The sequence below is a fragment of the Pseudoxanthomonas mexicana genome (assembly GCF_014397415.1).
Taxonomy (GTDB): Bacteria; Pseudomonadota; Gammaproteobacteria; order Xanthomonadales; family Xanthomonadaceae; genus Pseudoxanthomonas_A; species Pseudoxanthomonas_A mexicana.
Genome location: NZ_CP060731.1, coordinates 1954006 through 1979475, shown reverse-complemented (window position 1 = coordinate 1979475; position 25470 = coordinate 1954006). Strand labels below are relative to the sequence as shown.

Below are 25470 nucleotides of genomic sequence, written 5' to 3'. Positions count from 1 at the left end.
ATCACCCCCGTGAAGGATGCAGTCTAGGTGCCCGAACTGACGCCTGTCCAGCATATCTGGCCGGCCACAGATCGTTCCGGCGTTGGAAGTGCCACAGGGGCTTCACGGCGCGTTCGCGCCACTCAGGTTTGGATAGCACCATGCACCGCGCACCCGCCCCCTTCTCGCTGCTGCACCGACTGGCCTTCATGGGACTGGGGATGACGCTGGCGGCACTCAGTGGGGCCTTGTTTCTCTAGAGGTTCAAGGCGCGGGAGTATGCGGATCGAGTTCCGCAGCCCATGCGAGCGCGAGTACGCGCTCGTCCTGCGCGAACGTACGCACCTGCGTATTCAGCATCAGGTGCGCTGCGAATTCCGTCACGGTCACCAGCCACCGCTTGTCGGTGACGATCGCCGCGCGCGCGAACCGACCGAACTCGCCCAGCTTCGATGCCGCATAGCGCAGGTCCTTCCCGATCGCCCGATCGCCTCCAGCGACACGCCCTGCATGTCGCTGAGATCGCTCAGCACGGCAATGCGCGGAAACTGCGCCAGCCGCGCTTCCAGGTCGGCGATGCAGGCATCGTAGTCCTCGCCGCTGAGCTGGCCGGTGAACCGGTACGCGGCCACATATGGCGGGCTGGTCAGGGTTTCGATCATGCAGACACTCCCTCATGCGGAAGCGGCGACCATAGCCGCCGCCGTGCACGAAGGCGTCAAGAAGACTTCACGAAGCGGGATCGCGGGTCACGTCGCGCCCCATCACCATTTCGATGACGCGTGAAGAGCCGCCTTCGTGGAATCCGGTCTGTGCGGCGAACTCGCGGGGATTGTGGAAGGTGCCGAACAACAGGTCGAACACAGGAAGTTCGGAGTAGTTCTGCCGGTGCAGGCCGCGCGCATGGTGCCAGGAATGCATCTCCGGCCGCTCCACGAACCAGCCCAGCCAGCGCGGCGTGCGCACGTTGGTGTGGGTCAGCATCGCCAGCAGCGTGGCCGCCAGCAGCGACGCCGTCGTGGCTTCCGGACTGAGGCCGACGATCACCGTCAGCGCCAGGCTGCCGACGGCCGTCCAGCCCAACGTGTCCAACGGGCTGAACCAGAAGGCGCTGAAGGTATCGAGCCGCTCGGCGCTGTGGTGCAGCTGGTGGCCGAAGCGCCACAGCCAGTCGTTGCCGTGGATGGCGCGATGCCATGCATACGCGCAGGCCTGGTAGACCAGCAGGCCGACCAGCCCACCGACCGGCCAGGCGAGATGGCTCAGGTCGAACAGCTGCAGCGGCAGCAGGAACTGCGTCCACAGCATCGGCAGATAAGAGGACAGCAGGAGGTAGAGCACCGCCGCGAGCAGGCCGCGCGTACGCCAGCGTGCGATGCGCGGCAGGGCACGCGCGGGGGCGATCGCCTCCCACAGCATCAGCACGGCGTACATGCCGAAGAAGGCGAAGGACAGCGGATGCAGAAGGAGTTCAAGGGGCGTTGGCATGGCGGTAACGGCTCTGGTCTACTACGGGGGAGGCGGCACGATACGGGCCGCTGCACCTCGACACCGCAGCCATTTCCGCCGCCAACCTGACATTTCCGTCATGCCGCGCCGTGAACGCCCCACCATCGCCCTGCTCGCCACCCACGGCGCCGCCGCCTCGGTGCTGTACGGCATGTACGACCTGTTCCACTCGGCCGGCCGCGACTGGCCGCCGATGATCGGCCTGCCGCCGGGCGAATCGGCCTTTCGTCCGCTGATCGTGGCACGCGACACCGCGCCCCTGAATGTCGTCAACGACATCGTCGTCACCCCCCAGGTCGCTTTGCGCGACCTGCCCGCGCCCGACTACATCTGCATCCCCGACCTGGCGATCTATCCCGGCGACATCGCCCTGCACGGCTACGAAGAAGAAGCCCGCTGGCTGCGCGACTGCCACGCACGCGGCAGCGTGATCGCCGCGGCCTGCACCGGTGCCATGCTGCTCGCCGAAACCGGGCTGCTCGATGGCCACGACGCGACCACGCACTGGGCGTATTGCGACGCGCTCGCCACGCGCCACCCCAACGTGCGCGTGCACCCGCAGCGCGTCGTCGTCACGGCCGGCCCCGACCAGCGGCTGGTGATGGGCGGCGGCGGCTCCAGCTGGCACGACCTTTCGCTGTACCTGATCGCGCGCGTGGCCGGGATCGAATGCGCGATGCAGACCGCGCGCGTGTTCCTGATCGACTGGCACCAGACCGGCCAGCAGCCGTTCGCCAGCCTGGCGCGCACGCGGACGACCTCCGACGCGGCTGTCTCGCAGGCGCAGGTGTGGATCGCGCAGCACTACGACACGCCCGCGCCCGTCGCCGGCATGCTGCAGGCCAGCGGCCTGGCCGAGCGCACCTTTGCGTGCCGCTTCCAGCAGGCCACCGGACTGTCGCCGCTGGAGTACGTGCACACGCTGCGACTGGAAGAAGCCAAGCAGCACCTGGAAACCGGCGACGAGGCCATCGAAGCCATCGCGCAGGCCGTGGGTTACGAGGACGCCGCGTACTTCAGCCGGCTGTTCCGGCGGAAGGTGGGGCTGTCGCCAGCGCAGTACCGCCGGCGCTTCGGCGGCATGCGCCGGATGCTGCGGGACGCGGGCGCGCGTTAGCCCGCGTCGATCCGGCGCAGCGACCAGAACCCGATGTCGCGCCGCACGCGGTAACCGAGGCGTTCGTACAGACCCAGCGCACGCGGATTCTCGTAGCTGACGTGAAGGAACGGCTGCCGGCCATGCGCCAGCGTGTCGTTGGTCAGCCAGGTGGTGAGGTAACCCGCGTAGCCAAGCCCATGGAAGTCGGGATGCGTGCAGATCGCGCTCATCTCGCGATGGCTGTCGTCGCCCAGGCGCTCGCCGATCATTGCGGCCAGGCGGCCGTCGCGATAGATGCCGAAGTAGCGCCCCAAGTCCATCGTCCGCGGCCGGAAGTAATGCGGATACACCAGGGCGGTCAATGCCAGCACGTCTTCGCGGTGCGCGTCGCCCAGCGGTACGATCTCCGGCCCCTGGGTGGGTGCGAGCGGTGCGTCGCACACCATCTGCGCGAGCGGGCGGAACGCCTGCAGCTGCCATCCCGGCGGCAGCGTGGGTACCACCCCGAGCAGGTACACCGACTCTCCCGGCGCCACCAGGCGACGGAGCGCATCGCCCACGCGCACGTCCGCATTGGCCACGCCCAAGAAGGGCGCATGGTCGGCGGGATAGCGTGCCACCTCGCCGGCGCGCAGGGCGATGCCGTCATGGATCGAAGCGAGGGCGGACCAGAACGGGTTGTCGAGGGGCGTCGTCATCGGCGTACACGCGGGAGGAATCAAGATTATCCCTGCAGGGGGCCCCGGTGCATCCGGCGGGGGCGCTCCGTATGCTGCGCGCATGACCACATCGCCCGCCCTCCGTTCCCTGTTCTGCGCCGCGACTTCCGCGTCCATCCTGCTGCTGGCCGGTTGCGTGACCGCACCGCCGGCCCCCACGCGACCGCCTGCCGACACGCGCAGCGAGATCGTGCGGCGCATGCCGGCCAAGGTGTCGGACCGCGACCGCTGGGCCGCCGACATCGAGACCGCGTTCGCCGCGCAGCGCATCGAGCCCACCAGCGAGAACATCTGTGCGGTGCTGGCCATCACCGAGCAGGAATCCGGTTACGTCGCCAACCCGGCGGTCGCCAATCTTCCGAAGATCGCCCGTGGCGAGATCGACCGCCGCGCGGCCGCCCTGCACGTACCGAAGTTCATGGTTGACGCGGCGCTGGCAGTGCGCTCGCCCGACGGCCGCCGCTATGCCGAGCGCCTGCGTTCGGTGCGCACCGAGCGCGACCTTAGCGATCTCTACGAAGACTTGATCGGTAGCGTGCCACTGGGCAAGCGGCTGTTCGCCGACTACAACCCGGTGCAGACCGGTGGGCCGATGCAGGTGGGCATCCCGTTCGCAGAAGCCAATGCCTCGCGCTATCCCTATCCGGTCGAAGGCAGCATCCGCGATGAGGTCTTCACCCGGCGCGGCGGCCTGTACTTCGGCATCGCCCATCTGCTGGGCTACCAGACGCCGTACACGCGCAAGGTGCACCGCTTCGCCGACTACAACGCCGGCTGGTACGCCAGCCGCAATGCGGCGTTCCAGAACGCCGTGGGCATCGCTGCCGGCGTGACGCTGGCGCTAGACGGCGACTTGCTGAACCCGGGCGCCCCGATGGACAAGCCCGGCCAGACCGAACGCGCCGTGCGCCGCCTGGCCGGCGAGCTGCGCATGGACGAGCGCGAAATCCGCGGGGCGCTGCAGCGCGGCAGCCGCCTCGATTTCGACGACACCCCGCTGTATGCGCGGGTTTACGCGCTGGCGGAAGCGCGCGCCGGCAAGCCGCTGCCGCGCGCGATGATCCCGGGCATCACGCTGGAAAGCCCGAAGATCACCCGCAAACTGACCACGGCGTGGTTCGCCACCCGCGTGGACGAGCGTTACCGACGTTGCATGCAGCGATAGGGCCGACTCAACCGCCCAGCGCCGCCCACCCGTGCGCGAACGACTGCCACGCCGGCGTTCCCGGCACCACGTGCATAAGCACGAAGTTCAGCGCGAACACCGCGGCGACGAAGCGGAAAACGCCGCGTCCGCGCGGCGCCGCGCGATCGAACACGATCAGTACGGCCAGGATCGCAAACGTCACCGCGTAACCACCCCATGACGGATTGAAACGCGCGCCCTCGGGCAGCAACGCCAGCATCAGGCGCGCGGCCGCCGGGTCGATCATCACCAGCGCCGTTGCGACCATGTAGCGCGCGTGCAGGGCCGGTTCGCGCCGGTGGACGATGGCCAAGCCCCAGAACAGCGCCAGCATCAGCGACGCGGCGGTGCCCAGGTACAGCAGCATCGACTGCAGGCCGAACAACTCCGGCGGGGCGGCCGCGATCCGCAGGTGCGACAGCCACAGTGCCGTCAGCAGCACGCCGGGCATCACGCCGTAGGAGAACTGGCCGATCTGCCGGTGCAGCGCCATGCGCCGCGTGCGGATCAGCCAGGGCTGCGCCAGCAGCATCGCCATCCAGGCCAGCATCAGTCCGGAGTGCAGATGCGTGACCGCGTCGGCCAGGCCCAGGCGGCTGAAATAGGTCTTCCAGAAGCCCACGCCCACCAGGGCCACCAGGCCCCACATCCACGCACCGCTGCCGATGCCCCACGGGCCCGGTCGGCGCGGCACCGCGCCCGTTGCAGAAACCGCCATCACGCCACCTTCGTCCTGATCGTGGCAGGTTGAACGCCCACGTCGGCGGACACCGGCCAGCCGCCTGTCGAATTCCGCCCTCCCCGTTCGTCATGTTCAGGAAGGCGTCATCCCGGCGCCGTGTTTCCGGAGGTTTCCCCATGCCGTACATCGATGGTTTCGTGGCCGCCGTGCCCACCGCCAACAAGCAGAAGTTCATCGACCACGCCCGCCTCGGCGACCCCGTGTTCATCGAACAGGGCGCAAACCGCGTGGTCGAGTGCTGGGAGGACGATGTGCCCGATGGCAAGGTCACCGACTTCCGCAGGACCGTGCAGGCCAAGCCCGACGAAAGCGTGGTGTTCTCCTGGATCGAATGGCCGGACAAGCCGACTCGCGACGCCGGCATGAAGAAGATGATGGACGACCCGCGGATGTCGCCGGAGAACAACCCCATGCCGTTCGACGGCAAGCGCCTGATCTATGGCGGCTTCGTGCCCACGCTGGAACTGGGCGACGGCGCCACGCCTTCGTCCTACGTGGACGGCTTCATCCTCGCCGCGCCGACGAAGGACAAGGCCGCGTTCACCGATTACGCCACCACCTTCGACACGATCTTCATGGGCTTCGGCGCCACGCGCATCATCGAAGGCTGGGGCGACGACGTGCCGCGCGGCACGCAGACGGATTTCTTCCGCGCGGTGGAGGCGAAGGACGACGAGACCGTCGCGTTCTCGTGGGTGGAGTGGCCGGACAAGGCCACGCGCGATGCCGGCATGCAGAAGATGATGGAAGACCCGCGCATGGATCCGTCCAACAAGGACAACCCGCCCATGCCGTTCGATGGACAGCGCATGGTGTTCGGCGGATTCACGCCCGTGGTGGAGCTGCGCGCCTAGGATTCGCACACCGCCATCGCTCGCCCCCGGACGGGCGATGGCATGCGGAAACGTCTGTCGCGCGCCTCAGCGGGGCTCCGACAGCGCATGCAGGATGTCCACGTAGGACTTCTCGATGTCGGCCAGGCCCGCCGCCTTCACGCCCTGCGCGGGATGGATCAGCATGAACTCGTCCGGCCCGTGCGCGCCGGTGCCGTATCCCAGCCCGCCGAACACGAACGGCAGGCCCAGCGTGCGCGTGAACTGATAGAACGGCGCACTGCCTCCCAGCCACGGCGACACCCGCGCGGGGGCCCCGTACTTGTTGAGCACGCCCAGCATGGCCTGCACCAGGGGAGCGTCGACCGACGTGGAGGCGGCGGGATATCCGGACAGGGGGCGTATCACGACGTCGTCGAAGCCCTTCGCATCCAGGTGCGCACGGATCATCCGGTAGGCATCCTCCGGCTCGAGACCGGGCGGCAGGCGGGAGTCCATCTTGGCCGTCGCGACGTGCGGCAGGATGGTCTTCATGCCCGCGCCGGTGTAGCCGCTCCACAGCCCATCCACATTGAGCGTCGGCTCGAACAGGTCGCGCACGATGGCCTCGCGTCCGGTCAGCCCATCGATCCAGCGCGATACGCCCAGGCTGCGCTGCAGCGCCACATCGTCGGCGCCGGCTGCCAGCGCATTGACCAGGCGCTGCTGTTCCACGGTCGGCGGCGTTATCGGCGCGTAGTAACCCGGAATGGTGATGGTGTTGCCGTCCGCCGTGGTCATGGAGGCGATCGCCTGCACCAGCCGCAGCGTGGGCGAATCCACCAGCGATTTCACCGAGCCATGCACTTCGGACCGGGCCGGCCCGCCCCACGCGCCTCCCTTCGATTCCAGCTCGAAGTACACGATGCCCTTCACGCCCAGATTCAGCGACGCGGAGCCGTCGGGCCGCTGGATGTTCATCGGGAAGAAGGCGCCGTCGGCCTGGCGCAGGCGATCCAGCCACGGCTCGAAGATCCGTCCGACGTTCGGCGAGCCCAGTTCCTCCTCGCCCTCGGCCACGACGTACAGGTTCACCGGCAGCGTGCCGGTGGTCTTGATCATCGCGTCCAGTGCGTTGAGGAACGCCCGCTGCGGCCCTTTCTGGTTGGTCGCACCGCGCGCCATCAGCACGGTGCCGTGCTCGTTCTCCACCAGCGATCCGGCGAACGGGTCGTCGATGCGCCAGTTGTCCTCCACCGGCTGCACGTCGTACATCATGTACACCACCAGTGTGCGGGCGGCTCCCGCATCGTAGTAGCCCAGCACGCCCGGATGGCCGGGCGTCTCCACCTGCCGCACGTCATCGAATCCCAAGGCGCGCAGATCGTCGGCGACCATCGCTGCCATCGCATCGATGCCATCGTCCTGTGCGCTGATGGAGCGCTGCCTCACCCAGCGTTGGAGATGCGCGACATGCGCCTCCAGGTCCGCATCGATGCGCGCGTACACCGCATCATGGCGCCCTGCGTACGCCGGCACGCGCGATACGTCGAAGGCCTCGGTGGTCGTCCATGCGTAAGCGGGGCGTGGGGAATCCGCGGCGCGGGCGGCAAGCGCGGTGGCGCACGACAGTGCAAGGGCAAGGCTGATCGAAAGCGTACGCAGGCCGGACATCACGACTCCCTGTGGGTTGCCATGCCCGGACCTTACACGAGCTGGATCGCATGCGCCGCGACACGGACGGCGTTTCGCGACAGGCAGCGCGTGGTTCAGCGCGATTCGCCCCCGTGGCGCGCGCCCTCGTCCGGGCTGGCACAGGCCGGTGGCCACGCGGGATCGCTGCCGGGCGCGAGTTCGACCAGGAAGAACTCGCCCGATGCAGGCCCGTCGGCTTGGGCGAACAGCAGGCGCTTCGCATCGGGCGACAACAGGGGACCGACCTGGAACACGTCCTCGCGCGCAGGCACACGACCCCGCTCGTGCCAGTCGTCGGCGTCCAGGTCGTACACGTACAGGTGCGAACGCACACCGCGATGGGCCACGACCACCAGCACGCGGCCATCGCGCGACAGGTCGGCCTCGTACTCGTCGCCGGCAGTGTTGACCGGCGCAGGCAGCGGCTCGACCTCCCAGTGGCCATTGCCACGCGGCGTGGCGAAGTAGAGATCCCTGCCCCCGACCCCGCCGGGCCGGTGCGAGCCGAACAGCAGGCGGCCGTCGGCCAGCGGGCGCGGCAGCAGTTCGGTCTGTGGGGAGTTGACCGGTCCCGGAAGGCGCTCAGGTTCACCCCACTGTCCGTCGGAACCGCGCGCCACGCGCCAAATATCCAGATCGCCCGCGTTCGCCCGGTCGCTGGCGTAGTAAAGCCATCCGCCGTCGGGACTGTAGGCGGGATCGGTCTCCAGCGCAGCGTCGGGGCCGGAGAACGCGGGTTCGCGGGCTTCACTCCACTGCCCGTTTTCGCAACGCGACATGCGCAGCCGGTATCGATCGAACGCCGGGGGCGCCCGGAAGAACATCAGCTCGCGTCCGTCGGGAGAGAACACCGGCGATGACTCGTACTGATCGGTGCTCAAGGCCTGCGGCGTCCAGCGCGCCGGCGGCGCCGGCACCTGCAGATCACCCGCCCACGCATCGCAACACCAGAGTCCCAGCACGATCCCGCAGGCGGACGACAACAGGCACATCCTCATGATCCGTCTCCCTTGAGCCGGCGCCACCCTACCCGGGTTCGCCCCAAGCGCGTAGCGAGCATTCCACAACGCAGCCTTGAGCCTGATTCAACGGAGCACCGCTTCCGCTCAGACTGGCGCGCCGTTACGGTATCCGTTTCCCAAGATGGAGGTGGAGGATGACCCGGACAGGTGGCTGCCGCTGCGGCGCAGTGCGCTACACACTGAGCGCGGAGCCCTTTGCGGTGCGGTTGTGCTGGTGCCGCGACTGCCAGTACTGGAGCACCGGCAATGCGGCGGTGAATATGCTCGTCCCGCGCAATGCCGTGCGGGTGGACGGTGAACTGGACGGTTGGGACAGCATGGCCGAGAGCGGAAACCACATGCGGCGCTCGTTCTGCCCCCGGTGTGGGACCCCGATGTTCAGCGAGGCACGCGAGAACACCGAACGCATGGTGATCCGCGTGGGCACGCTCGACGATGCCACCGGCATCGTGCCGACCACCGTCATCTGGACCGACTCGGCGCCGGCATGGGCCCCTATCGATCCCGCCCTGCAGGCGTTCCCGAGACAACCCTGAATCAGTCTTCCCGCTTGCGCAGGCGTTTCGGAATCCGCCGCCGTGGCGCCTGCGCTTCGCGCTCGTCCATGTCGCGCACGCGCCGGCCGGCCTCGCGGACCAGGTCTGGCAACAGGTGCGTCTCGGGCAGATGCTTCCAGTATTTCTGCGGCATCTCCTGCCGCATCATCCGGGTGTTGAGCCGCGCCGGGTTGAAGATGTTGGCGTAGTAGGTGCGCCACAAGGCGTCTTCGGCATCGTCGGCCGGGGCATCCGCACGTTGGGCGCCCTCGCCCGCCCACAGATGTTCACCATCCCACTGCACGCTGCGATAAGGGGTGAGGATGGCCCAGCGCATCCCGGCGAAGCGGCGCATGAAGAACGGCGCCACGCGATCGACGATGTAGTGGTCGGGCTCGAACCAGGCGATGTAGGCATTGTCTTCGCCCTCGGCCAGGCGGAAGCGCACGAACGCCTTCATCTTGTGGGTATCGCGACGGACGGCCTGTGCCCAGCGCGTTGCGCGATGCACGTCGGCATCGGTGGCGCGATCCAGCAGCGCGCGCTCGCCGTTGCCGATGCGCCACAGCAGACGGTACAGCAACGCGTGCCGGCCGGGATCGCGATGGCAGAGCACCGAGGCCGCGAACGCCATGAAATCCGCCGGCACCGACAGGCCCTGCCGGCGTGCCGGCTGATCGGTGACGGCGGCGCTGGCGAGCAGTTCTCCCTGCGCATCCGCCTGCCATTCCACGACGTCCGGCGGCAGGCCGGCCTCCCATGCATGGCGCGCCTGCGCACGCCACGCATCCAGATCCCAGGCCGGGGTGACGGTGGCGCGGAACATCGTGTGCCTCAGCCGAACAGATCGGCCTGGCGCGGCGCCGGCGCCAGCTCGCGACGCAGGCGCGCCGGATCGTCCAGCCGCTGGCGTGGGTGGTGGTCCAGCAGCACCACGAACGGCAGCAGCTTCTGCAGCGGCGCGCGCAGGCGCGCAAGGTCGGCCACGCGCAGCTTGCCCTGGCGGCGCGAATCGACGATGCGCTGGACGTTGCGTGCGCCCAGCCCGGGTACGCGCAGCAGCATCTCGCGCGGCGCCGTGTTGAGATCGACCGGGAAGCGATCCGGATGGCGCAGCGCCCATGCCAGTTTGGGGTCGATGTCCAGGTCGAGCATGCCGCCCTGCCCCGGAACGTCCTCGACGATTTCCTTCACCTCGAACCCGTAGAAACGCAGCAGCCAGTCGGCCTGGTACAGGCGGTGCTCGCGCAGCAGCGGCGGCGCGCGCAGCGGCAGCTGGGTGGAGGCATCGGGGATGGGACTGAAGGCGGAGTAATACACCCGGCGCATGCGGAACTGGCGGTACAGCGCGTCGCTGCTGACCAGGATCGCACGGTCGTCCGCGGCATCGGCACCGACGATCATCTGCGTGCTCTGCCCGGCCGGCGCGAACTTCGGCGGTCGGAGGCGTTTCGGCTGCGCTTCCTGCTTGCTGGGCTTCGCAGCGAGGATGCGCGTATGCAGTTCGCCCATCGCGGCGCGGATGCCCGGCGCATCTTTCTGTGGCGCCAGCTGCTTCAGGCCGGCTTCCGTCGGGAGTTCCACGTTGATGCTCAAGCGGTCGGCGTAGCGACCGGCCGCGGCCAGCAGTTCGGGAGACGCCTCGGGAATCGTCTTCAGGTGGATGTAGCCGGCGAAGCGGTGATCCTCGCGAAGGCTCCGCGCCACTTCCACCAGCTGCTCCATGGTGTAGTCGCCATTGCGGATGATGCCGCTGGAGAGGAACAGCCCTTCGATGTAGTTGCGCTTGTAGAACTCCAGCGTCAACCGCACCACCTCGGCGGTGGCGAAGCGCGCGCGCGGGACGTTGCTCGAAACGCGGTTGACGCAGTAGGCGCAGTCGTAGATGCAGAAATTGGTCAGCAGGATCTTGAGCAGCGATACGCAACGCCCGTCCGGCGTGTACGAGTGGCAGATGCCCATGCCCTCGGTGCTGCCGATGCCGCCCTTGCCCAGCGAATGCCGCTTGCCCGCGCCGCTGGATGCGCACGAGGCATCGTACTTGGCCGCATCGGCCAGGATCGCCAGCTTGTCTTTCAGTTGCATGGCCGGATTCTAGCGAGCGACTGCATGCAGGGACTGAGACGATCCGTCATGACCCTGAAGCCGACGCCACATTCCGACGACTTGCGGACAGGACGCGACACGTCCTGTCCGCGAAGCCGAGACGACGTGGACGTCGCGTTCAGAAATCGAAGCGCGCCGCGATGGAGATCGGCACCGAAACGCGCTTGCCGGTGTCGTTGATGGAGCCCAGTCCCAGTCCGCCGATGGCGCTGTCGTCGCCTTCCAGGTCGGCGACATAGCGCACGCCCGCCTGCGCGGTGATGCTGAAGGCCTCGCTGACCGGAATCAGCACGCCCACGTCCACGCCGGCGGTGGCCGCCCACTTCTTCTCGGTGAACGGCGCGTTGGCGATGGTGATGGCGGCATCGGGGATCTCGAACGTCGCGCGGATGTCGTCGGTCTGGGTGGCGCCCAGACGCCCGGCGACGAACGGACGCGCCGAACCGGGCTGCATGAAATAGTAGCGATAACCGGCTTCCAGGCTGAGCGCCTTGTAATCGCTGAAGGTGCCGTACACCGGCAGTTCGGTATTGAGCGCAGGCACGAAGGCACCGCCGACGCGCACCGTGCCCGGGTCGGCTTCGGTGCGGCGCACCTGGCCGAAGACTTCGGCGCGGTCGCTCAGCCCGTAGGAGAACTCCAGGCCGTAGGTGAAGGCCTGGTCGTAGATGTCCTCGTGGCTGCGTGGCTGGATGCGCAATTCGGCACTGACGCCGGCCAGGTCGGGATTCAACGGTCCCAGGTCGGGAACGGGCGCCACCGCGCCATCATGCACGTCGCCGCTGATGGGCGTGTCCGCGCCACCGAACAGCGACATCGAAAACTTGCCCTGTTCCGGGCCTGCCGCAAACGCCGGAGCGGAAACGGCAAACAGCATCAAGCCAGCCAGCCTTGTGTTCATGGTGATGGTATCCAGATGTGATGGGTGGAGTTCCGCGGCGACATGCACGCGGCCCTTCCCCTACGCAGCATCGCGCTGCTTGGATTCATTCCGATACGGAAATCGCCGCGAGCGCACTGCTTTCACGCGTCATCGACGTGCATTAACAGGCATGGGTGGAAGCGGAATGTCCCGCACGCGCAGAGCGCTCCACAACACCGATGGAGATCACCGTTGCATGCGCTGCGTCTCCCATCGAGCGGGGAGCAAATAGCGACGACGTGCGCTATGAAACGACGCGCATGCCAACGCGGCGACGCGGGGCGCGCGATACCGCGGATGAGCCAAGGCATGCAAGAATCGCGCACCCCGACTGGAGGCGACCGTGCCGACACCCCACGCCCTTTCCGAGACGCCCCCGCTGCACGCCACGTTCAATCCGCTGATCCGGCCGTATCTGGTGGCGATGGTGGCGTGGTACCTGCTGCTGTCCATCTTCGGCGCACCGCTGATCCTGGTGTGGGTACTGGGGCCTGGACAATGGTGGGCACGGCACTACTTCGACCGGCTGGGCTGCACGCTGGACGATCGCACGCTGCAGTTCCGCAAGGGCATCCTGTTCCGGGTGGAGAAGACCATCCCGCTGGAGAACATCCAGGACGTGACCTTCATCGAAGGCCCCATCCTGCGGCTCTACCACCTGAGCATCCTGCGCGTGGAGACCGCGGGCCAGAGTCCGGGCCAGGCGCACAGCATGCAGCTGGTCGGCATCGTCGACGCGCACGCGCTGCGCGACGAAATCCTCGCCCGTCGCGAGCGACTGCGGATGCAGCGCACACCAACATCCCAGGTCCCGGACCATCAAGGCGACGCACTGGACGCGATCCGCGCGCGCCTGGACGAGATCGCGGAGCTTCTACGCGAACACCTGCCACAGCACTGATCGGGATATCCGCGCATCGCGAGTCAGCCAGGGCACCCCGCAAGCGACTGAACTGCGCGCGCCACGGCGTCCGCTTCCGAAGCCTCCTCGTCGGGCGCCAGCGCCCCGCCATATGCATGGCCCGTGCGATCGACGAACCGGGTGGTGGTCAGCTTCAGCGCGCCGCCGCCTGGCACCGGAAACAACTGATTTCCGGTGCTGACACCCATGGTGGCCTGGCCCATGCTGCGCGTATGTGCTCGCCCACGGAACGCGACGGCCACGGCCTCGCCGGAGCTGGCGGTCTGCGCGCCAGTCACCACAACGACGGGGACAGCGGAAAGATCCGGAGCCGTTACGCCCGGCGGCGCGATGCGCCAGGCCTTCTGGCGTCCATCCCGATCACGCATATAGCCCACCGTGGCGTCCCCCAGCAGCGGATGCAGGCCGGACAGCATCGGCCACATGTTGCCGCCCGAGTTGCCGCGCAGGTCCACGATCCAGCCACACGAAGCTGAGGCCGCCCGGTCGGCGATGGCCGTGGCAAGGTCCCGTGCGAATTCGAGCGAAGCGGCCTGTTCCGTACCCGAGAACCCGGGAACAGCCACGATGCCTACCCGCTCGCGTACTTCCACGCGTGGCACGAAGGATGGCACGCCCTCGGTAGCGGAGCGCCTGACGTCGCTGGGCGGCAGCACGCCGCTGTGACGGTCGCCCAGTTGGGCAAGCAGACTGCGGATCAGGTCGTAGGCCGCGTCCGCCGTGTGCACCCGCTGCACGCGCGACGCGATATCGGCCTGTGTACGGTCCCAGTCGATGCGATCGGCATACAGTGCTTGCGCGCGCACATGCCTGACCGCATCCTCCACGATGCGGGCAGGCGGCACGCCGTCGTCCGGTGATGGCGGGGCCTGCTCCAGGCGCAGTTCCCGCACGCTCATGCGGCCCTTGCCGATCAGCAGGGGGCCGACCAACAGCCGTTCGGCCACGGCAGGCACATAGATCTCGACCTGGCGCACGACATCAGCGGCATTGCCGGTCACAGGATTACGTTCGCTGTTGGCGAATGCGACGCGGCCGGACGCTGCATCTGCGCGCAACCAGATGCCTGCTGTATCCGATACGGCCTGCGTGGAAATGCGCCCGGTCAGGCGCACACGCTTCTCCCGGTAAGGCGTCGCATCGATGACGGCAGTGCCGCCACCGAACCGTGTATCCGCCTCGGGCGTTGCGTAGACCGTCAGCGACGCGCCGCGTTCCGATTGCACGTCACCACCCCCATCCAGGACATAGTGCGCCGGATTGCCGATGAGCGACCATGGTGACGCGGCATGCACGTGCGCAGTGCACGCCACAATCCCCACCACACCCAGCGCCCCCTGCAGGCATTTCCATACCGTCATCGCGCGCACTCCTTGCTTCGATACGTGCACGCTAGGCGATGGCGGTCGGCGTGGCAAGCTCCATGGAGGCGTCCGCTACAGCTTGAACAGCGGCTGCAGCCGTTGCGCCAGCCAGCCCGGGAAGCGCAGCGGCGCGTCCAGCGCGGATACGCAGATGCAGGCGGTGCCGGGCACGGTGACCGGCTGGTGTTCGACGCCGCTGTCGAGATCGGCGATATCGCCGGGCGCGAACTGGCCCAGCGCATCGTGGTAGGCGCCGCGCAGGATCTGGGTCAGCTCGGTACCGCCGTGGCTGTGCACCGGCATGCTGCGGCCGGGACCGATCTTCAGCATCAGCAGGGTGCCGCTGCGAGTGCCGGCAGCGCGGATGCAGTGCACGCCAGGCGCCATCCAGCGCCACTTCAGCGCGCGGTACGAGGCGCCGAAGTACGGATGCAGCGGCGCCGGCAGCCGGTCGTCGTCCTCGTAGGGCGTGCCACGGGGGGCCGCGACGGGTGCCGGCGGCAGCGGCGCGTCCAGTTGTTCCAGCATGGAGGCACGCAGGTTGGCCAGGCGGGACGACGACAACGCCGGCTGCTGGTGTTCGACCAGCTGCCCGCCGATGCGTTCGGCCTCGTCCACGCGCGCGCGACAGTGAGCGCAGGTCTCCAGATGGGTGGCGGCGACGACGGCCATCTCCACGGCCAGCGCGCCGGCCGCGTAGCTGACCACGGTGGAGGGGTCGAGATGATGATGCGGGTTCACGGCTGACCTCGTACTTGGCCCTGCAGGCGCAGGAACGCGCGCCGCAGGTGCGACTTCACCGTACCCAGCGGCATCTGCAGCTCGTCGGCGATTTCCTGGTGGCTCTTGGCTTCGAAGTAGGACATGCGCATCAGTCGCGCCTGCACGGCCGGCAGGTCTTCGATGCGGCGCTGCAGGTGCACGTGCTCGGCATAGTCCTCGGCCGAGGTGAACGGTCGCGCCAGCTCCTCGTCGCTGGCGGGCGCGGCCTCCTCCAGCACCTGCACCCAGCCCGGCTCGCGCCGGATGCGGTCGATGTGCAGGTTGCGGCCGATGCGGAACAGCCAGGTGGAGACCGCACCCTGCTGCGGGTCGTACATGGCGGCGCGCTGCCACAGGCGCAGCAGGGCTTCCTGGGCCAGTTCCTCGGCCACGGCCTCGGGACTGCCCAGGCCGCGCAGGTACAGGCACAGGCGCGGCATGAAGTGGTCGTACAGGCGCATGAAGGCCGCGCGGTCGCGCGCGCGCGCCACCGACAGCATGTCGGCGGTCCAGTCGTGCGCGTCGCGCGTGAGGGGCGTAGGCGTGGACACCGGGGATGCGGCCCGAAGGGGCGGCGGTCTCCTTGTGAAGTCGGTGGGCATGGTATGCCAGGTCCCGGTGCGTGCGTGATGACGGTCTCTACGAAGATGACCGGGGTTCGGATGCAGAGGCCCGCGCACTGCCGGAGGCATCCGCCGGACGCCCACCTGCGTAGACGTCCGCGTCCTGCCCACGGAGCGTCCCATGCCCCGCCGACCCCTGCGCCTGCTGGCCGCGCTGCTGTTGATGGCGCCCCCCGTCTTTGCCGGTACCGACGTCCTGCGCCAGGAGGCCATCGCCTACGCCCGCAAGGGCGACACCGTGCTCTATCGCGAATCCCACTGGCGCTACCGCCAGGAGGGGGTGGCGCGGCGCCTGGTGCTGTACCGATGCCCCGACGGGCGCGCGTTCGCCCGCAAGACCGTGGTCGAACGGCCTGCCGCGCAGGCGCCCGACTTCGACTTTGAGGATGCGCGCGACGGCTATCGCGAGGGGGTGCGCACCGGCCCCGGCGGCCGCGTGGTCTACGTCAGGGACGTCGGGGATGCCCGTCCGAAGGAGCGCACCCTGTCGACGCCCCCTGGTGCCGTCATCGATGCCGGCTTCGACGCCAGCGTGCGCCAGCACTGGGAGGCGCTGAGGTCGGGGCGCGGGGTCACCCAGCCCTTCCTGCTGCCGAGCCGCTTCTCGTTCGTCCCGGTCAAGCTGCAGCCGGGCCCGGCCGTGCGCTGGAACGGCGTGCCCGCCCAGCGCCTGTCGATGAAGCTGGACCGCTGGTACGGTTTCGTGGCGCCGACGATGGAGCTGACGTACGCCAGCGAGGACCAGCGCCTGCTGGAGTTCGCCGGCATCGCGACCATCCGCGACGAAGAGGGCCGCCATCAGGACGTGCGCATCGTGTTCCCGCAGGCGGCCACCCCTGCCGATGCACGCGCGCTGCAGGGTGCGCTGGCGACGCCGCTGGTGCGGCAGTGCCGCGGATGACGACGCGTCTTCACGCATCCAATACCGCCGCTGCGCCGTAGTGATGAACGACGCAACCGAGACCCCCGTGATGCCGGCCCGCGATTCCTCCCCTTCCATGCCGGTCCGCCGTGCCGCGTCCGTCCTGCGCCGCTGGTTCGACACCCAGGCCCACGGCGACGACGGCGGGCAGCCGGACCGCATCGACTGGCTGCGCGTGGTGCCCTTCATCGGCCTGCACCTGGCGTGTGTCGCCGTGCTCTGGGTCGGGGTGTCGCCGGTCGCGGTGGCCGTGGCGGTCGCGCTGTACGCGGTGCGTATGTTCGCCATCACCGGCTTCTACCACCGCTACTTCTCGCACCGCACCTTCCGCACTTCGCGCGTGCTGCAGTTCGTGTTCGCGCTGATCGGCGCCTCAAGCGTGCAGCGCGGACCGCTTTGGTGGGCCGCGCACCACCGCAACCATCATCGCCACGCCGATACCGCGGCCGATCCGCATTCGCCGAACCAGCGCGGGTTCTGGTGGAGCCATGCGGGCTGGTTCCTGACCCGCGAGGGTTTCCGCACGGACTGGTCGCGCATCCCCGACCTGGCGCGCTACCCGGAGCTGCGCTGGCTGGACCGCTACGACACCGTGGTGCCGGTGCTTCTGGCCGCCGCCCTGTACGGTCTTGGCGCACTGCTGGAACGCACGGCCCCGCAGTTGGGCACCAACGGGCCGCAGATGCTGGTGTGGGGCTTCTTCGTTTCCACCGTGGTGCTGTTCCATGCCACGGTGACCATCAACTCGCTGGCGCACCGGTACGGCCGCCGCCGTTTCGACACCCGCGACGACAGCCGCAACAATCTCTGGCTCGCCCTGCTGACCTTCGGCGAGGGCTGGCACAACAACCATCACTTCTTCCCGGGGACCGCACGCCAGGGCTTCCGCTGGTGGGAGATCGACCTGACCTGGTACGGCCTGCGCGCGATGGCGCTGTTCGGGCTGGTGCGCGACCTCAAGCCGGTGCCCGCATGGGTGCTGGCCAAGGCGAGGCGCTGATCATGCGCATCGCGGTCATCGGATCCGGTATCACCGGCCTGGCTTCGGCGTGGTGGCTGTCGCAGCGGCACGAGGTGGTGCTGTTCGAAGCCAACGACTACCTCGGCGGACACACGCATACCCACACCGTCGAACAGGCGGGCCGCGAGTACCGCATCGACAGCGGCTTCATCGTGTTCAACCCGGACCACTATCCGCTCCTGTGCGGACTGTTCGACGAACTCGGCGTGGCGTCGCAGCCGACCACGATGAGTTTTTCCGTGCACAGCGAGCGCAGCGGCGTCGAATACAACGCGACCTCGCTGGATACGCTGTTCTGCCAGCGCCGCAACCTGGCGTCGCCGCGGTTCTGGGGCATGCTGCGCGACCTGGCGCGTTTCTACCGGGAGGCACCTGCGCTGCTCGAGGGCGATGCCACCGGACCCACCCTGGGCGACTGGCTGCAGGCCGGCGGCTATGGCGACGCCTTCCGCGACGAGCACCTGGTGCCGATGGCGTCCGCGCTGTGGTCCTCGCCACCGCAGGGCATCCTGGCGTTCCCGGCGCGGTACCTGGTGCAGTTCATGGCCAACCACCACATGCTGACGCTGGGCACCCGCCCGCCGTGGCGCGTGGTGACCGGCGGGTCGGCGACGTACGTGGAGGCGCTGCGCCGTCGCTGGCGCGTGCAGGAGCGGTTGTCCTCGCCCGTGCTGGCGGTACGGCGCGATGCCGATGGTGTCGAACTGGACACGTTGCGCGGCGGCGAACGCTTCGACCAGGTGGTGCTGGCCTGCCACAGCGACGATGCGCTGCGGCTGATGCAGGACGCCGACGCACGCGAGCGCGACATCCTCGGTGCGATCCGTTACCAGTCCAACGACACCGTGCTGCACACCGACACGCGCCTGCTGCCGCAGCGCCGCAAGGCCTGGGCCGCCTGGAACGCACACGTGCCGCGCGACCCGTCGGCGCCGTGCACGGTCAGCTACTGCATGAACCTGCTGCAGGGCGTGGACTCGCCCGAGCCCTTCGTGGTCACGCTCAACCGCAGCCATGCCATCGACCCCGCCCGCGTCCTCCGCCGCATGCACTACCGGCATCCGGTCTACGACCACGCCATGGTCGCCGCGCAGCGGCGCAGGCAGGAGATACAGGGACAGCGACGCACGTGGTTCGCAGGCGCCTACTGGGGTTGGGGCTTCCACGAAGACGGTATCCGCAGTGCACGTGACGTGGTCGATGCCATTCAGGCGTTGCCCGTCGAAGCGCCCGCGCCGGCCGGCGTCGAACCGGTGGGCGCATGAACGCGCCCCTGGCCAGCGCGGTGTACGAGGGCTGGGTGCGGCACCGCCGGCATGCGCCACGTGCGCACGCATTCCGCTATCGCATGGCGCAGCTCTACCTGGACCTGGACGAGATCGAAACGGTGTTCGCACGCCGCTGGCTGTGGTCGGTGGATCGCCGCAACCTGGCCGAGTTCCGCCGGCACGACTACCTGGCACCGCATGACCAGCCGCTGGCCGAGGCCGTGCGCGACCGCGTCGAACGCGCGCTGGGCCACCGTCCGCACGGTCCGGTTCGCCTGCTGACGCACCTGCGCTACGGCGGCTACGTCTTCAACCCGGTCAGCTTCTACTATTGCTTCCAGCCCGATGGCGCCACTCTGGACGCCGTACTGGCCGAGATCACCAACACGCCGTGGCGCGAGCGGCACAGCTACGTACTGCCGGTGCGCGATGGCGTGCCGTACGGCGACGGTTGGGAATGGGGCTTCGACAAGGCCTTCCATGTGTCGCCGTTCCTGCCGATGGACTGCGCCTACCGCTGGCGCTTCACCGTGCCCGACGAAGCGCTGCGCGTGCACATGCAGGTCGACCGCGAAGGACGGCGCGCCTTCGACGCCACCCTCACCCTGTTGCGCCAGCCGCTGGACGGCCGTTCGCTGGCGCGCGTGCTGTGGCGCTATCCGCTGATGACGGCGCAGGTGATGACCGGCATCCACTGGCAGGCGCTGCGCCTGTGGCTCAAGCGCACGCCCGTCCACGACCATCCTTCCCTTGCCCGCGAGACCCCATGAACGAGATCGCCGACATTCCCGCCGCCGCTTCCTTCGGTGCGCTCGATCGCCTGCTGCGGTCCCAGCTGCTGGCGCGCCTGGATGCGCTGGACCACGGCATGCTGGTGGTCCGCGACGCGCTGGGCGAGCACCGCTTCGGACGTACCGGTGGCGATGCGCTGCCCGTCGTGCACCTGTGGATCGACGATCCGTCGTTCTACCGTGCCGTCGCCGCGCAGGGCAGCGTGGGCGCGGGCGAGGCCTACATCGCCGGCCAGTGGCGATGCGACGACCTGGTGGGCCTGGTGCGCCTGCTGGTACGCAACCGCGAGCTGCTCGACGGCATGGAAGGCGGGCTGGCGCGGCTGGGGGGCTGGGCGCTGCGCAGCTGGCATGCACTCCGCCGCAACACACGCGAGGGCAGCCGCCGCAACATCGCGGCGCACTACGACCTGGGCAACGATTTCTTCGCGCTGTTCCTGTCGCCGGACCTGATGTACTCCTCGGCGATGTTCGCCTCGCCGGACGAGGATCTTGAAACGGCCTCGTACCGCAAGCTCGATGCCGTGTGCCGCAAGCTGGCGCTGACGCCCGGCGACCGGGTGATCGAGATCGGCACCGGCTGGGGTGGCTTCGCCCTGCACGCGGCGCGCCACTATGGCGCCCATGTCACCACCACCACGATCTCGCGCGAACAGCACGCGCTCGCCAGCCAGCGCGTGGCCGAGGCCGGCCTGCAGGACCGGGTGACCCTGCTGCTGCAGGACTACCGCGACCTGCTGGGACAGTACGACAAGCTGGTCTCCATCGAGATGATCGAGGCGATCGGCGCGCAGTACCTCGACACCTTCTTCGGCAAGCTGGGCAGTCTGCTGCGGCCGGGCGGACAGGCGCTGCTGCAGGCCATCACCATCGAGGATCATCGCTACGTGCAGGCGCGCGACTCGGTGGACTACATCAAGCGCTTCGTCTTCCCCGGCAGCTTCATTCCCTCGCTCAACGCCATGTACGGCGCAAAGACCCGCGCCAGCGACCTGCAGGTCGTCCACCAGGAGGACTTCGGCCTGTCGTACGCGTACACGCTGCGGGCCTGGCGGCGCCGCTTCATGATCCGGCTGGCGGAGGTGCGCGCGCAGGGATTCGACGAGCGCTTCATCCGTCTGTGGGAGTTCTACTTGGCCTATTGCGAAGGCGGCTTCCTGGAGCGCTCCATCGGCGTATCCCATGTGCTGATGGCCCGTCCCGGCCACCCGTCGGGGGCTGCATGAGTCTCCTGCACTCCCTCGCCTGGGTGGCCCTGGTCGCCGCTGCGGTGATGACGCTGGGCTGGCGGTGGCAGCGGCGCCGCGAGAATGCGGGCATCGTGGATGTGCTGTGGTCGGCCTGCGTGGGCGGCAGCGCGATCCTGCTGGCCGTGCTGGGCGACGGCGCGTGGCAGGCCCGCACCACGCTGGCAGTGCTCGGCGGGTTGTGGGGCGCGCGTCTGGCGCTGCACCTGTGGCACCGCGTGCGCAGCGAGCCCGAGGACGGGCGCTACCGCTACCTGCGCGAACACTGGCAGGGGCATCAGGGCAAGTTCTTCCTGTTCTTCATGGCGCAGGCGCTGCTGGTGGTGCTGTTCGCCCTGCCCTTCGCCGCCGCGGCGCGCAGTCCCGTCGATGCCGCATGGCCGTGGATCGTGCTGGCGGTGGCCATCTGGGTGGGCAGCGTGGCCGGCGAGGCCATCGCCGACCGCCAGCTGGCGCGCTTCCGCGCCGATCCCGCCAACCGCGGCAGGACCTGCCGCGAGGGCCTGTGGCGTTACTCGCGCCATCCCAACTACTTCTTCGAATGGCTGCACTGGTTCGCCTACGTCGCGTTGGCCGTCGGATCGCCCTGGCAGGGGTTGTCGTGGTGCGGGCCGGTGGTGATGTACGTGTTCCTGCGCTGGATCAGCGGCATTCCCTATACCGAGGCGCAAGCGCTGCGCACCCGCGGCGACGAGTACCGCGAATACCAGCGCACCACGCCGATGCTGTTCCCCTGGTTTCCCAAATCCGCCACCAAGGAGGCGACACGATGAACGCGATGGTGGAAGAACTGGCGGCCGACCGGGCCGCTCCCGGCCTGCTGGGCCTGGCCGAGCGCGGCCTGTTGCCCGATGTGCTGATCCGTGCAGGGATCCGCCGGCTGTGCGCGCAGCGGCTGCGTGACGAGACTGCGGGCGGGCAGCAGGCGCAGTCGGCGCTGCTGGCGCAACGCCTGCGCGCGCTGCGGCAGGGGGCACTGGCGGTGCACACCGATGCCGCCAACCGGCAACACTACGAACTGCCGGCGGACTTCTTCCGCCACTGCCTTGGCCACCGGCTCAAGTACAGCAGCTGCTACTACCCCACCGGCACGGAGACGCTGGACCAGGCGGAGGACGCGATGCTGGCGCTGTACGGCGAACGCGCTGCGCTCGCCGACGGCCAGGACATCCTGGAGCTGGGCTGCGGCTGGGGTTCGCTGACGCTGTGGATGGCCGAGCGCTATCCGAATGCACGGATCACCGCGGTCTCCAATTCGCACTCCCAGCGCCAGTTCATCGAGGCGCGCTGCGCCGAACGCGGCCTGCGCAACGTGCGCGTCATCACCTGCGACGTGAACCAGCTGCAGCTGGAACCGCAGGCCTTCGACCGTTGCGTGTCGGTGGAGATGTTCGAACACGTCAGCAACCACGCCGCCCTGATGCGCCGCATCCACGACGCACTGCGCCCGGGCGGCGCACTGTTCGTGCACATCTTCGTCCACCGCCACCTGATGTATCCGTTCGAGACGCAGGGCGAGGACAACTGGATGGGCCGGCATTTCTTCACCGGCGGCATGATGCCGTCGGCCGACCTGCTGCTGTTCTTCCAGGACCACCTGCACCTGCAGGAACGCTGGCTGCTGGACGGCACGCACTACCAGCGCACCGCCAACCACTGGCTGGCCCACCACGATGCGCACCGCGACGAGGTGATGTCCGTCCTGCGCGCCGCCTATGGCGAGGCGGCGCCACTGTGGAACCAGCGCTGGCGGATGTTCTGGATGGCCTGTGCGGAACTGTTCGGCTATCGCGACGGACAGGAGTGGCTGGTGGCCCACTATCGCTTCCAGCGTCCGGCGCGGGAGCACTGACATGCGTACCCTGCCCTTCGTGCTGCTCGCCCTGATGGTCGCCACCACCACCGCGGCCTGCCGCTCCGGCAACGTCAAGCCATCCATCCCCACGGCGGCGCCGGTCGACGTGGACCGCTTCATGGGCGACTGGTACGTCATCGCGCATATCCCGTCGTTCCCCGAGCGCGACGCCTATGCCGCTGTGGAGTCGTACGCGAAGCTGCCCGACGGCCGCATCCAGACCACGTTCCGCTTCCGCAAGGGCGCATTGGACGGACCGGAGAAGACGATGCATCCGGTCGGCACGGTCACGCCCGGCACGGGCGGTGCGGTGTGGGGCATGCAGTTCATCTGGCCGATCCAGGCCGAGTACGTCATCGCGTACGTGGACGCCGACTACCAGCAGACGATCGTGGGGCGCAGCAAGCGCGACTATGTGTGGCTGATGGCGCGCACGCCGCGGATATCCGACGCAGACTACGCAGCACGGATCAGGCAGATCCAGGCATTGGGATACGACGTGTCGAAGATCCGGCGCGTGCCGCACGCACCTTGAAGTCCAATTGTGTAATCACGCTTACCTGGCCGCCGGTCAGCGCGCGCTTTCCTGCGCCCTCCCGCAGGCGCTAATGTGGCCGGACCGCGGCGCCCACCGCGCCGCGGTCCGACGCCTCAAGTCGGGCCTCCCCCCCGCCGATGCCGAGGGAAGGGACTCGACGACGCCGGGGGTCGGGCAGGCTGCGCTGGGGGGCTGCATGGCGACAACACCGTTCCACACTGCCGACGCGCTGCGCCAGCGCATCGCCGACGCGGTGTGCCACGAGAAGATCTACCCCGCCTACCAACCCATCGTCTGCCTGCGGACCCGTGCCATCCACGGATTGGAAGTGCTGGCGCGCTGGCACGATCCCGACTTCGGCGCCGTGCCGCCAAAGGATTTCATTCCCATCGCGCTGCAGGCTTCGCTGCTGCCGCTGCTGACACTGAATCTGGTACGCCGCGCCTGTGCGGAAGCCAGCACGTGGCCTGGCCGATTCTGCCTGGCGTTCAACGTGCCGCCATCGCTGCTACAGGACGCACCGGCGGTGCGCCTGCTGCTGGAGGCGATGGCCGAGTCGTCGTTCCCGCTGGACCGCATCTGCATCGAGATGACCGAGGACGAACTGGTCGAGGACGAACCCGCCGCGGAACGGGCTTTCGGCTATCTGAAATCCCACGGCATCCGCGTGGCTCTGGACGACTTCGGCACCGGATTCTCCAGCATGGTGCGGCTGAGCCGCTTCGGCTTCGACGAACTGAAGATCGATGGTGGCCTGATCCAGCGCCTGACCACCGACCGGGAGAGCCGCAAGGTGGTGTCGGCCATCATCGGCCTGGGCCACAGCCTGGACGTGCCGGTGGTGGCCGAGTGGGTGGAGACCGAAGCGCAGGCGGACGTGCTGCGCGAGCTGGGCTGCGATTACGCGCAGGGCTGGCTGACCGGCCGGCCCATGCCGGGCGACGCGGTGGCGCAGCTGCTGGCGACGGCGCCCGTGCATGCCGCCTCGCCCGCATCGCAGCCGATGTCGCCCTACCTGCGCCAGCACCAGCTGTCCTCGCTCTACAACAGCGCACCGGTGGGCCTGGCGTTCCTGGACCTGGACATGCGCTACGCGGCGGCGAACACGCAGTTCGCACGCATGGTGGGCCGGCCGCCCTGCGAGATCGTGGGTTCGCATGTCCGAGAGGTCTACGCGCCGGATATCGCGGCATGGATCGTGCAGGCATCGCAACGGATCCTGGACAGCGGCGACACCTCCCGCATCGAATTCCGCTTCCCGGGCCGCGAAGAGACCTTTCTGGTGGTCGGCTCACGGGTGACCGATGAAACGGCCCAGCCCATCGGCATCTCCGTGGTCAGCATCGACATCACCGACCGCAAGCGCGTCGAGGAAGAGCTGCGCGCCCGCGAAGCGACCTACCGCGCCGTCGTGGAACTGGGGCCCAACGTGCTGTGGGTCAGCGATGCCGCCGGCACCCTCACCTATATCAGCCCCGTCCCGCAGGAGCCGGAAGGCGGCTCGATGGAAGCGCGCATGGCCGCCTGGTACGCACGCATGGACGAGAGCGACCGCGTGCGTGTGCGCGCCGAGTGGCTGGCCGCCGTACACACCCGCGACGCCTTCGAGACCCGCTTCCGCCTGCGCTGGTTCGACGAGCGCTGGCGCTGGGTCTCCAGCCGCGCCACGCCCCGGACAGCCCCCGACGGCACCCGCTGCTGGTTCGGCGTGTTCACCGACATTTCGCGGCAGGTGGAACTGGAGCAGCAGCTGGCAATGCGGGATCCGGCACTTCCCAGCCCGGATTGACGGGACGGACCGTCGTTTCCGCACCCCGCCAGGAGGTGAAC

At 68.6% G+C, this 25470-nt stretch carries 26 protein-coding genes and 2 pseudogenes; 15 read left to right on the top strand and 13 right to left on the bottom strand.

Going from position 1 to position 25470, the window contains the following annotated elements:
* Window positions 1-243: 243 nt before the first annotated feature.
* The 3 genes from IAE60_RS18785 to IAE60_RS09100 form a co-directional block, all read right to left on the bottom strand.
* Window positions 244-372, bottom strand: a complete 129-nt coding sequence (locus tag IAE60_RS18785) for a hypothetical protein (RefSeq protein ID WP_484573270.1) — start codon at window positions 370-372, stop codon at window positions 244-246.
* Window positions 366-641: an STAS/SEC14 domain-containing protein gene (locus tag IAE60_RS18780; RefSeq protein WP_244966686.1), complete on the bottom strand. Its 276-nt coding sequence runs from the start codon at window positions 639-641 to the stop codon at window positions 366-368. Before IAE60_RS18780 ends, IAE60_RS18785 begins: the two co-directional genes overlap by 7 nt.
* A 67-nt stretch (window positions 642-708) precedes the next feature.
* A complete protein-coding gene (locus IAE60_RS09100) occupies window positions 709-1467 on the bottom strand; it encodes a sterol desaturase family protein (RefSeq protein WP_187574606.1) in 759 nt (252 codons plus the stop codon).
* Window positions 1468-1567: 100 nt separating this feature from the next.
* Here IAE60_RS09100 and IAE60_RS09095 point away from each other — a divergent pair, with 100 nt between their 5' ends.
* The gene (locus IAE60_RS09095; protein ID WP_187574605.1) at window positions 1568-2605 is read left to right on the top strand and encodes a GlxA family transcriptional regulator; all 1038 of its coding nucleotides are present in this window, start codon (window positions 1568-1570) and stop codon (window positions 2603-2605) included.
* On the opposite strand, the gene IAE60_RS09090 is transcribed toward IAE60_RS09095, so the two are convergent.
* On the bottom strand, window positions 2602-3285 hold the full coding sequence (locus IAE60_RS09090; RefSeq protein WP_187574604.1) for a GNAT family N-acetyltransferase: 684 nt from the start codon (window positions 3283-3285) through the stop codon (window positions 2602-2604). The two genes, IAE60_RS09095 and IAE60_RS09090, sit on opposite strands and share 4 nt — an antisense overlap.
* Before the next feature lie 82 nt (window positions 3286-3367).
* On the opposite strand from IAE60_RS09090, the gene IAE60_RS09085 reads away from it, so the two are divergent.
* Window positions 3368-4471 (top strand): DUF1615 domain-containing protein, encoded by a 1104-nt coding sequence (locus IAE60_RS09085; RefSeq protein WP_187574603.1) that lies wholly within the window; start codon window positions 3368-3370, stop codon window positions 4469-4471.
* Window positions 4472-4478: 7 nt separating this feature from the next.
* Here the strand turns inward: IAE60_RS09085 and IAE60_RS09080 are convergent, their stop codons facing one another.
* The gene (locus IAE60_RS09080; protein ID WP_187574602.1) at window positions 4479-5210 is read right to left on the bottom strand and encodes a hypothetical protein; all 732 of its coding nucleotides are present in this window, start codon (window positions 5208-5210) and stop codon (window positions 4479-4481) included.
* Window positions 5211-5350: 140 nt separating this feature from the next.
* Here IAE60_RS09080 and IAE60_RS18775 point away from each other — a divergent pair.
* Together IAE60_RS18775 and IAE60_RS18655 are read left to right on the top strand one after the other, a co-directional pair.
* Window positions 5351-5713 (top strand): annotated as a pseudogene (locus IAE60_RS18775) (DUF1428 domain-containing protein); the annotation flags it as partial.
* On the top strand, window positions 5699-6088 hold the full coding sequence (locus IAE60_RS18655) for a DUF1428 domain-containing protein (RefSeq protein WP_244966719.1): 390 nt from the start codon (window positions 5699-5701) through the stop codon (window positions 6086-6088). The pseudogene IAE60_RS18775 and the gene IAE60_RS18655, both read left to right, overlap by 15 nt.
* Before the next feature lie 66 nt (window positions 6089-6154).
* On the opposite strand, the gene IAE60_RS09070 is transcribed toward IAE60_RS18655, so the two are convergent.
* Window positions 6155-7720 (bottom strand): M20/M25/M40 family metallo-hydrolase, encoded by a 1566-nt coding sequence (locus IAE60_RS09070; RefSeq protein ID WP_187574600.1) that lies wholly within the window; start codon window positions 7718-7720, stop codon window positions 6155-6157.
* A 95-nt stretch (window positions 7721-7815) separates the two neighbouring features.
* Window positions 7816-8739, bottom strand: coding sequence for a TolB-like translocation protein (locus tag IAE60_RS09065; RefSeq protein WP_187574599.1), 924 nt, complete (start codon window positions 8737-8739; stop codon window positions 7816-7818).
* A 158-nt stretch (window positions 8740-8897) separates the two neighbouring features.
* On the opposite strand from IAE60_RS09065, the gene IAE60_RS09060 reads away from it, so the two are divergent.
* Window positions 8898-9299 (top strand): GFA family protein, encoded by a 402-nt coding sequence (locus IAE60_RS09060; RefSeq protein WP_187574598.1) that lies wholly within the window; start codon window positions 8898-8900, stop codon window positions 9297-9299.
* Window positions 9300-9327: 28 nt separating this feature from the next.
* Here IAE60_RS09060 and IAE60_RS09055 read toward each other — a convergent pair.
* The 3 genes and pseudogenes from IAE60_RS09055 to IAE60_RS09045 all read right to left on the bottom strand — a co-directional run.
* Window positions 9328-10125 (bottom strand): annotated as a pseudogene (locus IAE60_RS09055) (TIGR03915 family putative DNA repair protein); the annotation flags it as partial.
* A gap of 8 nt (window positions 10126-10133) precedes the next feature.
* Window positions 10134-11384: a putative DNA modification/repair radical SAM protein gene (locus IAE60_RS09050; protein ID WP_187574596.1), complete on the bottom strand. Its 1251-nt coding sequence runs from the start codon at window positions 11382-11384 to the stop codon at window positions 10134-10136.
* 139 nt (window positions 11385-11523) lie between these two features.
* Window positions 11524-12282, bottom strand: coding sequence for a hypothetical protein (locus tag IAE60_RS09045; protein ID WP_185895511.1), 759 nt, complete (start codon window positions 12280-12282; stop codon window positions 11524-11526).
* A 388-nt stretch (window positions 12283-12670) separates the two neighbouring features.
* Between IAE60_RS09045 and IAE60_RS09040 the strand changes: the two genes are divergently transcribed.
* Window positions 12671-13228 carry a PH domain-containing protein gene (locus IAE60_RS09040; protein WP_187574595.1) on the top strand — a complete coding sequence of 186 codons (558 nt, stop codon included), beginning with the start codon at window positions 12671-12673 and terminating at the stop codon, window positions 13226-13228.
* A 23-nt stretch (window positions 13229-13251) separates the two neighbouring features.
* Here IAE60_RS09040 and IAE60_RS09035 read toward each other — a convergent pair whose 3' ends face one another.
* The 3 genes from IAE60_RS09035 to IAE60_RS09025 all read right to left on the bottom strand — a co-directional run bounded on the left by IAE60_RS09035 (window position 13252) and on the right by IAE60_RS09025 (window position 15875).
* On the bottom strand, window positions 13252-14610 hold the full coding sequence (locus IAE60_RS09035; protein ID WP_187574594.1) for a S41 family peptidase: 1359 nt from the start codon (window positions 14608-14610) through the stop codon (window positions 13252-13254).
* A gap of 75 nt (window positions 14611-14685) precedes the next feature.
* On the bottom strand, window positions 14686-15354 hold the full coding sequence (locus IAE60_RS09030; RefSeq protein ID WP_185895509.1) for a ChrR family anti-sigma-E factor: 669 nt from the start codon (window positions 15352-15354) through the stop codon (window positions 14686-14688).
* Window positions 15351-15875 carry a sigma-70 family RNA polymerase sigma factor gene (locus IAE60_RS09025; protein ID WP_244966718.1) on the bottom strand — a complete coding sequence of 175 codons (525 nt, stop codon included), beginning with the start codon at window positions 15873-15875 and terminating at the stop codon, window positions 15351-15353. The genes IAE60_RS09030 and IAE60_RS09025 overlap by 4 nt, the downstream gene beginning before the upstream one ends.
* A gap of 244 nt (window positions 15876-16119) precedes the next feature.
* On the opposite strand from IAE60_RS09025, the gene IAE60_RS09020 reads away from it, so the two are divergent.
* The 9 genes from IAE60_RS09020 to IAE60_RS08980 all read left to right on the top strand — a co-directional run bounded on the left by IAE60_RS09020 (window position 16120) and on the right by IAE60_RS08980 (window position 25429).
* Complete coding sequence (locus tag IAE60_RS09020; protein WP_187574593.1) at window positions 16120-16899, top strand: hypothetical protein; 780 nt, start codon at window positions 16120-16122, stop codon at window positions 16897-16899.
* 97 nt (window positions 16900-16996) lie between these two features.
* Window positions 16997-17920 carry an acyl-CoA desaturase gene (locus tag IAE60_RS09015; protein WP_187574711.1) on the top strand — a complete coding sequence of 308 codons (924 nt, stop codon included), beginning with the start codon at window positions 16997-16999 and terminating at the stop codon, window positions 17918-17920.
* Between the two features lie 2 nt (window positions 17921-17922).
* Window positions 17923-19206 (top strand): NAD(P)/FAD-dependent oxidoreductase, encoded by a 1284-nt coding sequence (locus IAE60_RS09010; protein WP_187574710.1) that lies wholly within the window; start codon window positions 17923-17925, stop codon window positions 19204-19206.
* Window positions 19203-19979 carry a DUF1365 domain-containing protein gene (locus IAE60_RS09005; RefSeq protein ID WP_187574592.1) on the top strand — a complete coding sequence of 259 codons (777 nt, stop codon included), beginning with the start codon at window positions 19203-19205 and terminating at the stop codon, window positions 19977-19979. Before IAE60_RS09010 ends, IAE60_RS09005 begins: the two co-directional genes overlap by 4 nt.
* Window positions 19976-21226, top strand: coding sequence for an SAM-dependent methyltransferase (locus tag IAE60_RS09000; RefSeq protein WP_187574591.1), 1251 nt, complete (start codon window positions 19976-19978; stop codon window positions 21224-21226). The genes IAE60_RS09005 and IAE60_RS09000 overlap by 4 nt, the downstream gene beginning before the upstream one ends.
* A gap of 5 nt (window positions 21227-21231) precedes the next feature.
* Window positions 21232-22020 carry a DUF1295 domain-containing protein gene (locus IAE60_RS08995; protein ID WP_187574709.1) on the top strand — a complete coding sequence of 263 codons (789 nt, stop codon included), beginning with the start codon at window positions 21232-21234 and terminating at the stop codon, window positions 22018-22020.
* A complete protein-coding gene (locus tag IAE60_RS08990) occupies window positions 22017-23099 on the top strand; it encodes a cyclopropane-fatty-acyl-phospholipid synthase family protein (protein ID WP_187574590.1) in 1083 nt (360 codons plus the stop codon). The genes IAE60_RS08995 and IAE60_RS08990 overlap by 4 nt, the downstream gene beginning before the upstream one ends.
* 34 nt (window positions 23100-23133) lie before the next feature.
* Entirely contained in the window at window positions 23134-23637 is a 504-nt protein-coding gene (locus IAE60_RS08985; RefSeq protein ID WP_374502168.1) for a lipocalin family protein, read from the top strand.
* A 199-nt stretch (window positions 23638-23836) separates the two neighbouring features.
* Window positions 23837-25429 carry a sensor domain-containing phosphodiesterase gene (locus IAE60_RS08980; RefSeq protein WP_187574588.1) on the top strand — a complete coding sequence of 531 codons (1593 nt, stop codon included), beginning with the start codon at window positions 23837-23839 and terminating at the stop codon, window positions 25427-25429.
* The last annotated feature ends 41 nt before the right edge of the window (window positions 25430-25470 follow it).

Excerpts from the sequence above, each read along its gene's own strand:
- IAE60_RS08990 (WP_187574590.1), top strand. The coding sequence starts at position 22,017 with ATGAACGCGATGGTGGAAGAACTGGCGGCCGACCGGGCCGCTCCCGGC.
- IAE60_RS09100 (WP_187574606.1), bottom strand. The coding sequence starts at position 1,467 with ATGCCAACGCCCCTTGAACTCCTTCTGCATCCGCTGTCCTTCGCCTTC.
- IAE60_RS09010 (WP_187574710.1), top strand. The coding sequence starts at position 17,923 with ATGCGCATCGCGGTCATCGGATCCGGTATCACCGGCCTGGCTTCGGCG.
- IAE60_RS09095 (WP_187574605.1), top strand. The coding sequence starts at position 1,568 with ATGCCGCGCCGTGAACGCCCCACCATCGCCCTGCTCGCCACCCACGGC.
- IAE60_RS18780 (WP_244966686.1), bottom strand. The coding sequence starts at position 641 with ATGATCGAAACCCTGACCAGCCCGCCATATGTGGCCGCGTACCGGTTC.
- IAE60_RS09000 (WP_187574591.1), top strand. The coding sequence starts at position 19,976 with ATGAACGAGATCGCCGACATTCCCGCCGCCGCTTCCTTCGGTGCGCTC.
- IAE60_RS09050 (WP_187574596.1), bottom strand. The coding sequence starts at position 11,384 with ATGCAACTGAAAGACAAGCTGGCGATCCTGGCCGATGCGGCCAAGTAC.
- IAE60_RS09065 (WP_187574599.1), bottom strand. The coding sequence starts at position 8,739 with ATGAGGATGTGCCTGTTGTCGTCCGCCTGCGGGATCGTGCTGGGACTC.
- IAE60_RS08980 (WP_187574588.1), top strand. The coding sequence starts at position 23,837 with ATGGCGACAACACCGTTCCACACTGCCGACGCGCTGCGCCAGCGCATC.
- IAE60_RS09015 (WP_187574711.1), top strand. The coding sequence starts at position 16,997 with ATGCCGGTCCGCCGTGCCGCGTCCGTCCTGCGCCGCTGGTTCGACACC.
- IAE60_RS09090 (WP_187574604.1), bottom strand. The coding sequence starts at position 3,285 with ATGACGACGCCCCTCGACAACCCGTTCTGGTCCGCCCTCGCTTCGATC.
- IAE60_RS09080 (WP_187574602.1), bottom strand. The coding sequence starts at position 5,210 with ATGGCGGTTTCTGCAACGGGCGCGGTGCCGCGCCGACCGGGCCCGTGG.
- IAE60_RS09005 (WP_187574592.1), top strand. The coding sequence starts at position 19,203 with ATGAACGCGCCCCTGGCCAGCGCGGTGTACGAGGGCTGGGTGCGGCAC.
- IAE60_RS09060 (WP_187574598.1), top strand. The coding sequence starts at position 8,898 with ATGACCCGGACAGGTGGCTGCCGCTGCGGCGCAGTGCGCTACACACTG.
- IAE60_RS09085 (WP_187574603.1), top strand. The coding sequence starts at position 3,368 with ATGACCACATCGCCCGCCCTCCGTTCCCTGTTCTGCGCCGCGACTTCC.
- IAE60_RS09025 (WP_244966718.1), bottom strand. The coding sequence starts at position 15,875 with ATGCTGTCGGTGGCGCGCGCGCGCGACCGCGCGGCCTTCATGCGCCTG.
- IAE60_RS09035 (WP_187574594.1), bottom strand. The coding sequence starts at position 14,610 with ATGACGGTATGGAAATGCCTGCAGGGGGCGCTGGGTGTGGTGGGGATT.
- IAE60_RS09070 (WP_187574600.1), bottom strand. The coding sequence starts at position 7,720 with ATGTCCGGCCTGCGTACGCTTTCGATCAGCCTTGCCCTTGCACTGTCG.
- IAE60_RS09045 (WP_185895511.1), bottom strand. The coding sequence starts at position 12,282 with ATGCTGTTTGCCGTTTCCGCTCCGGCGTTTGCGGCAGGCCCGGAACAG.
- IAE60_RS09020 (WP_187574593.1), top strand. The coding sequence starts at position 16,120 with ATGCCCCGCCGACCCCTGCGCCTGCTGGCCGCGCTGCTGTTGATGGCG.
- IAE60_RS08985 (WP_374502168.1), top strand. The coding sequence starts at position 23,134 with ATGGTCGCCACCACCACCGCGGCCTGCCGCTCCGGCAACGTCAAGCCA.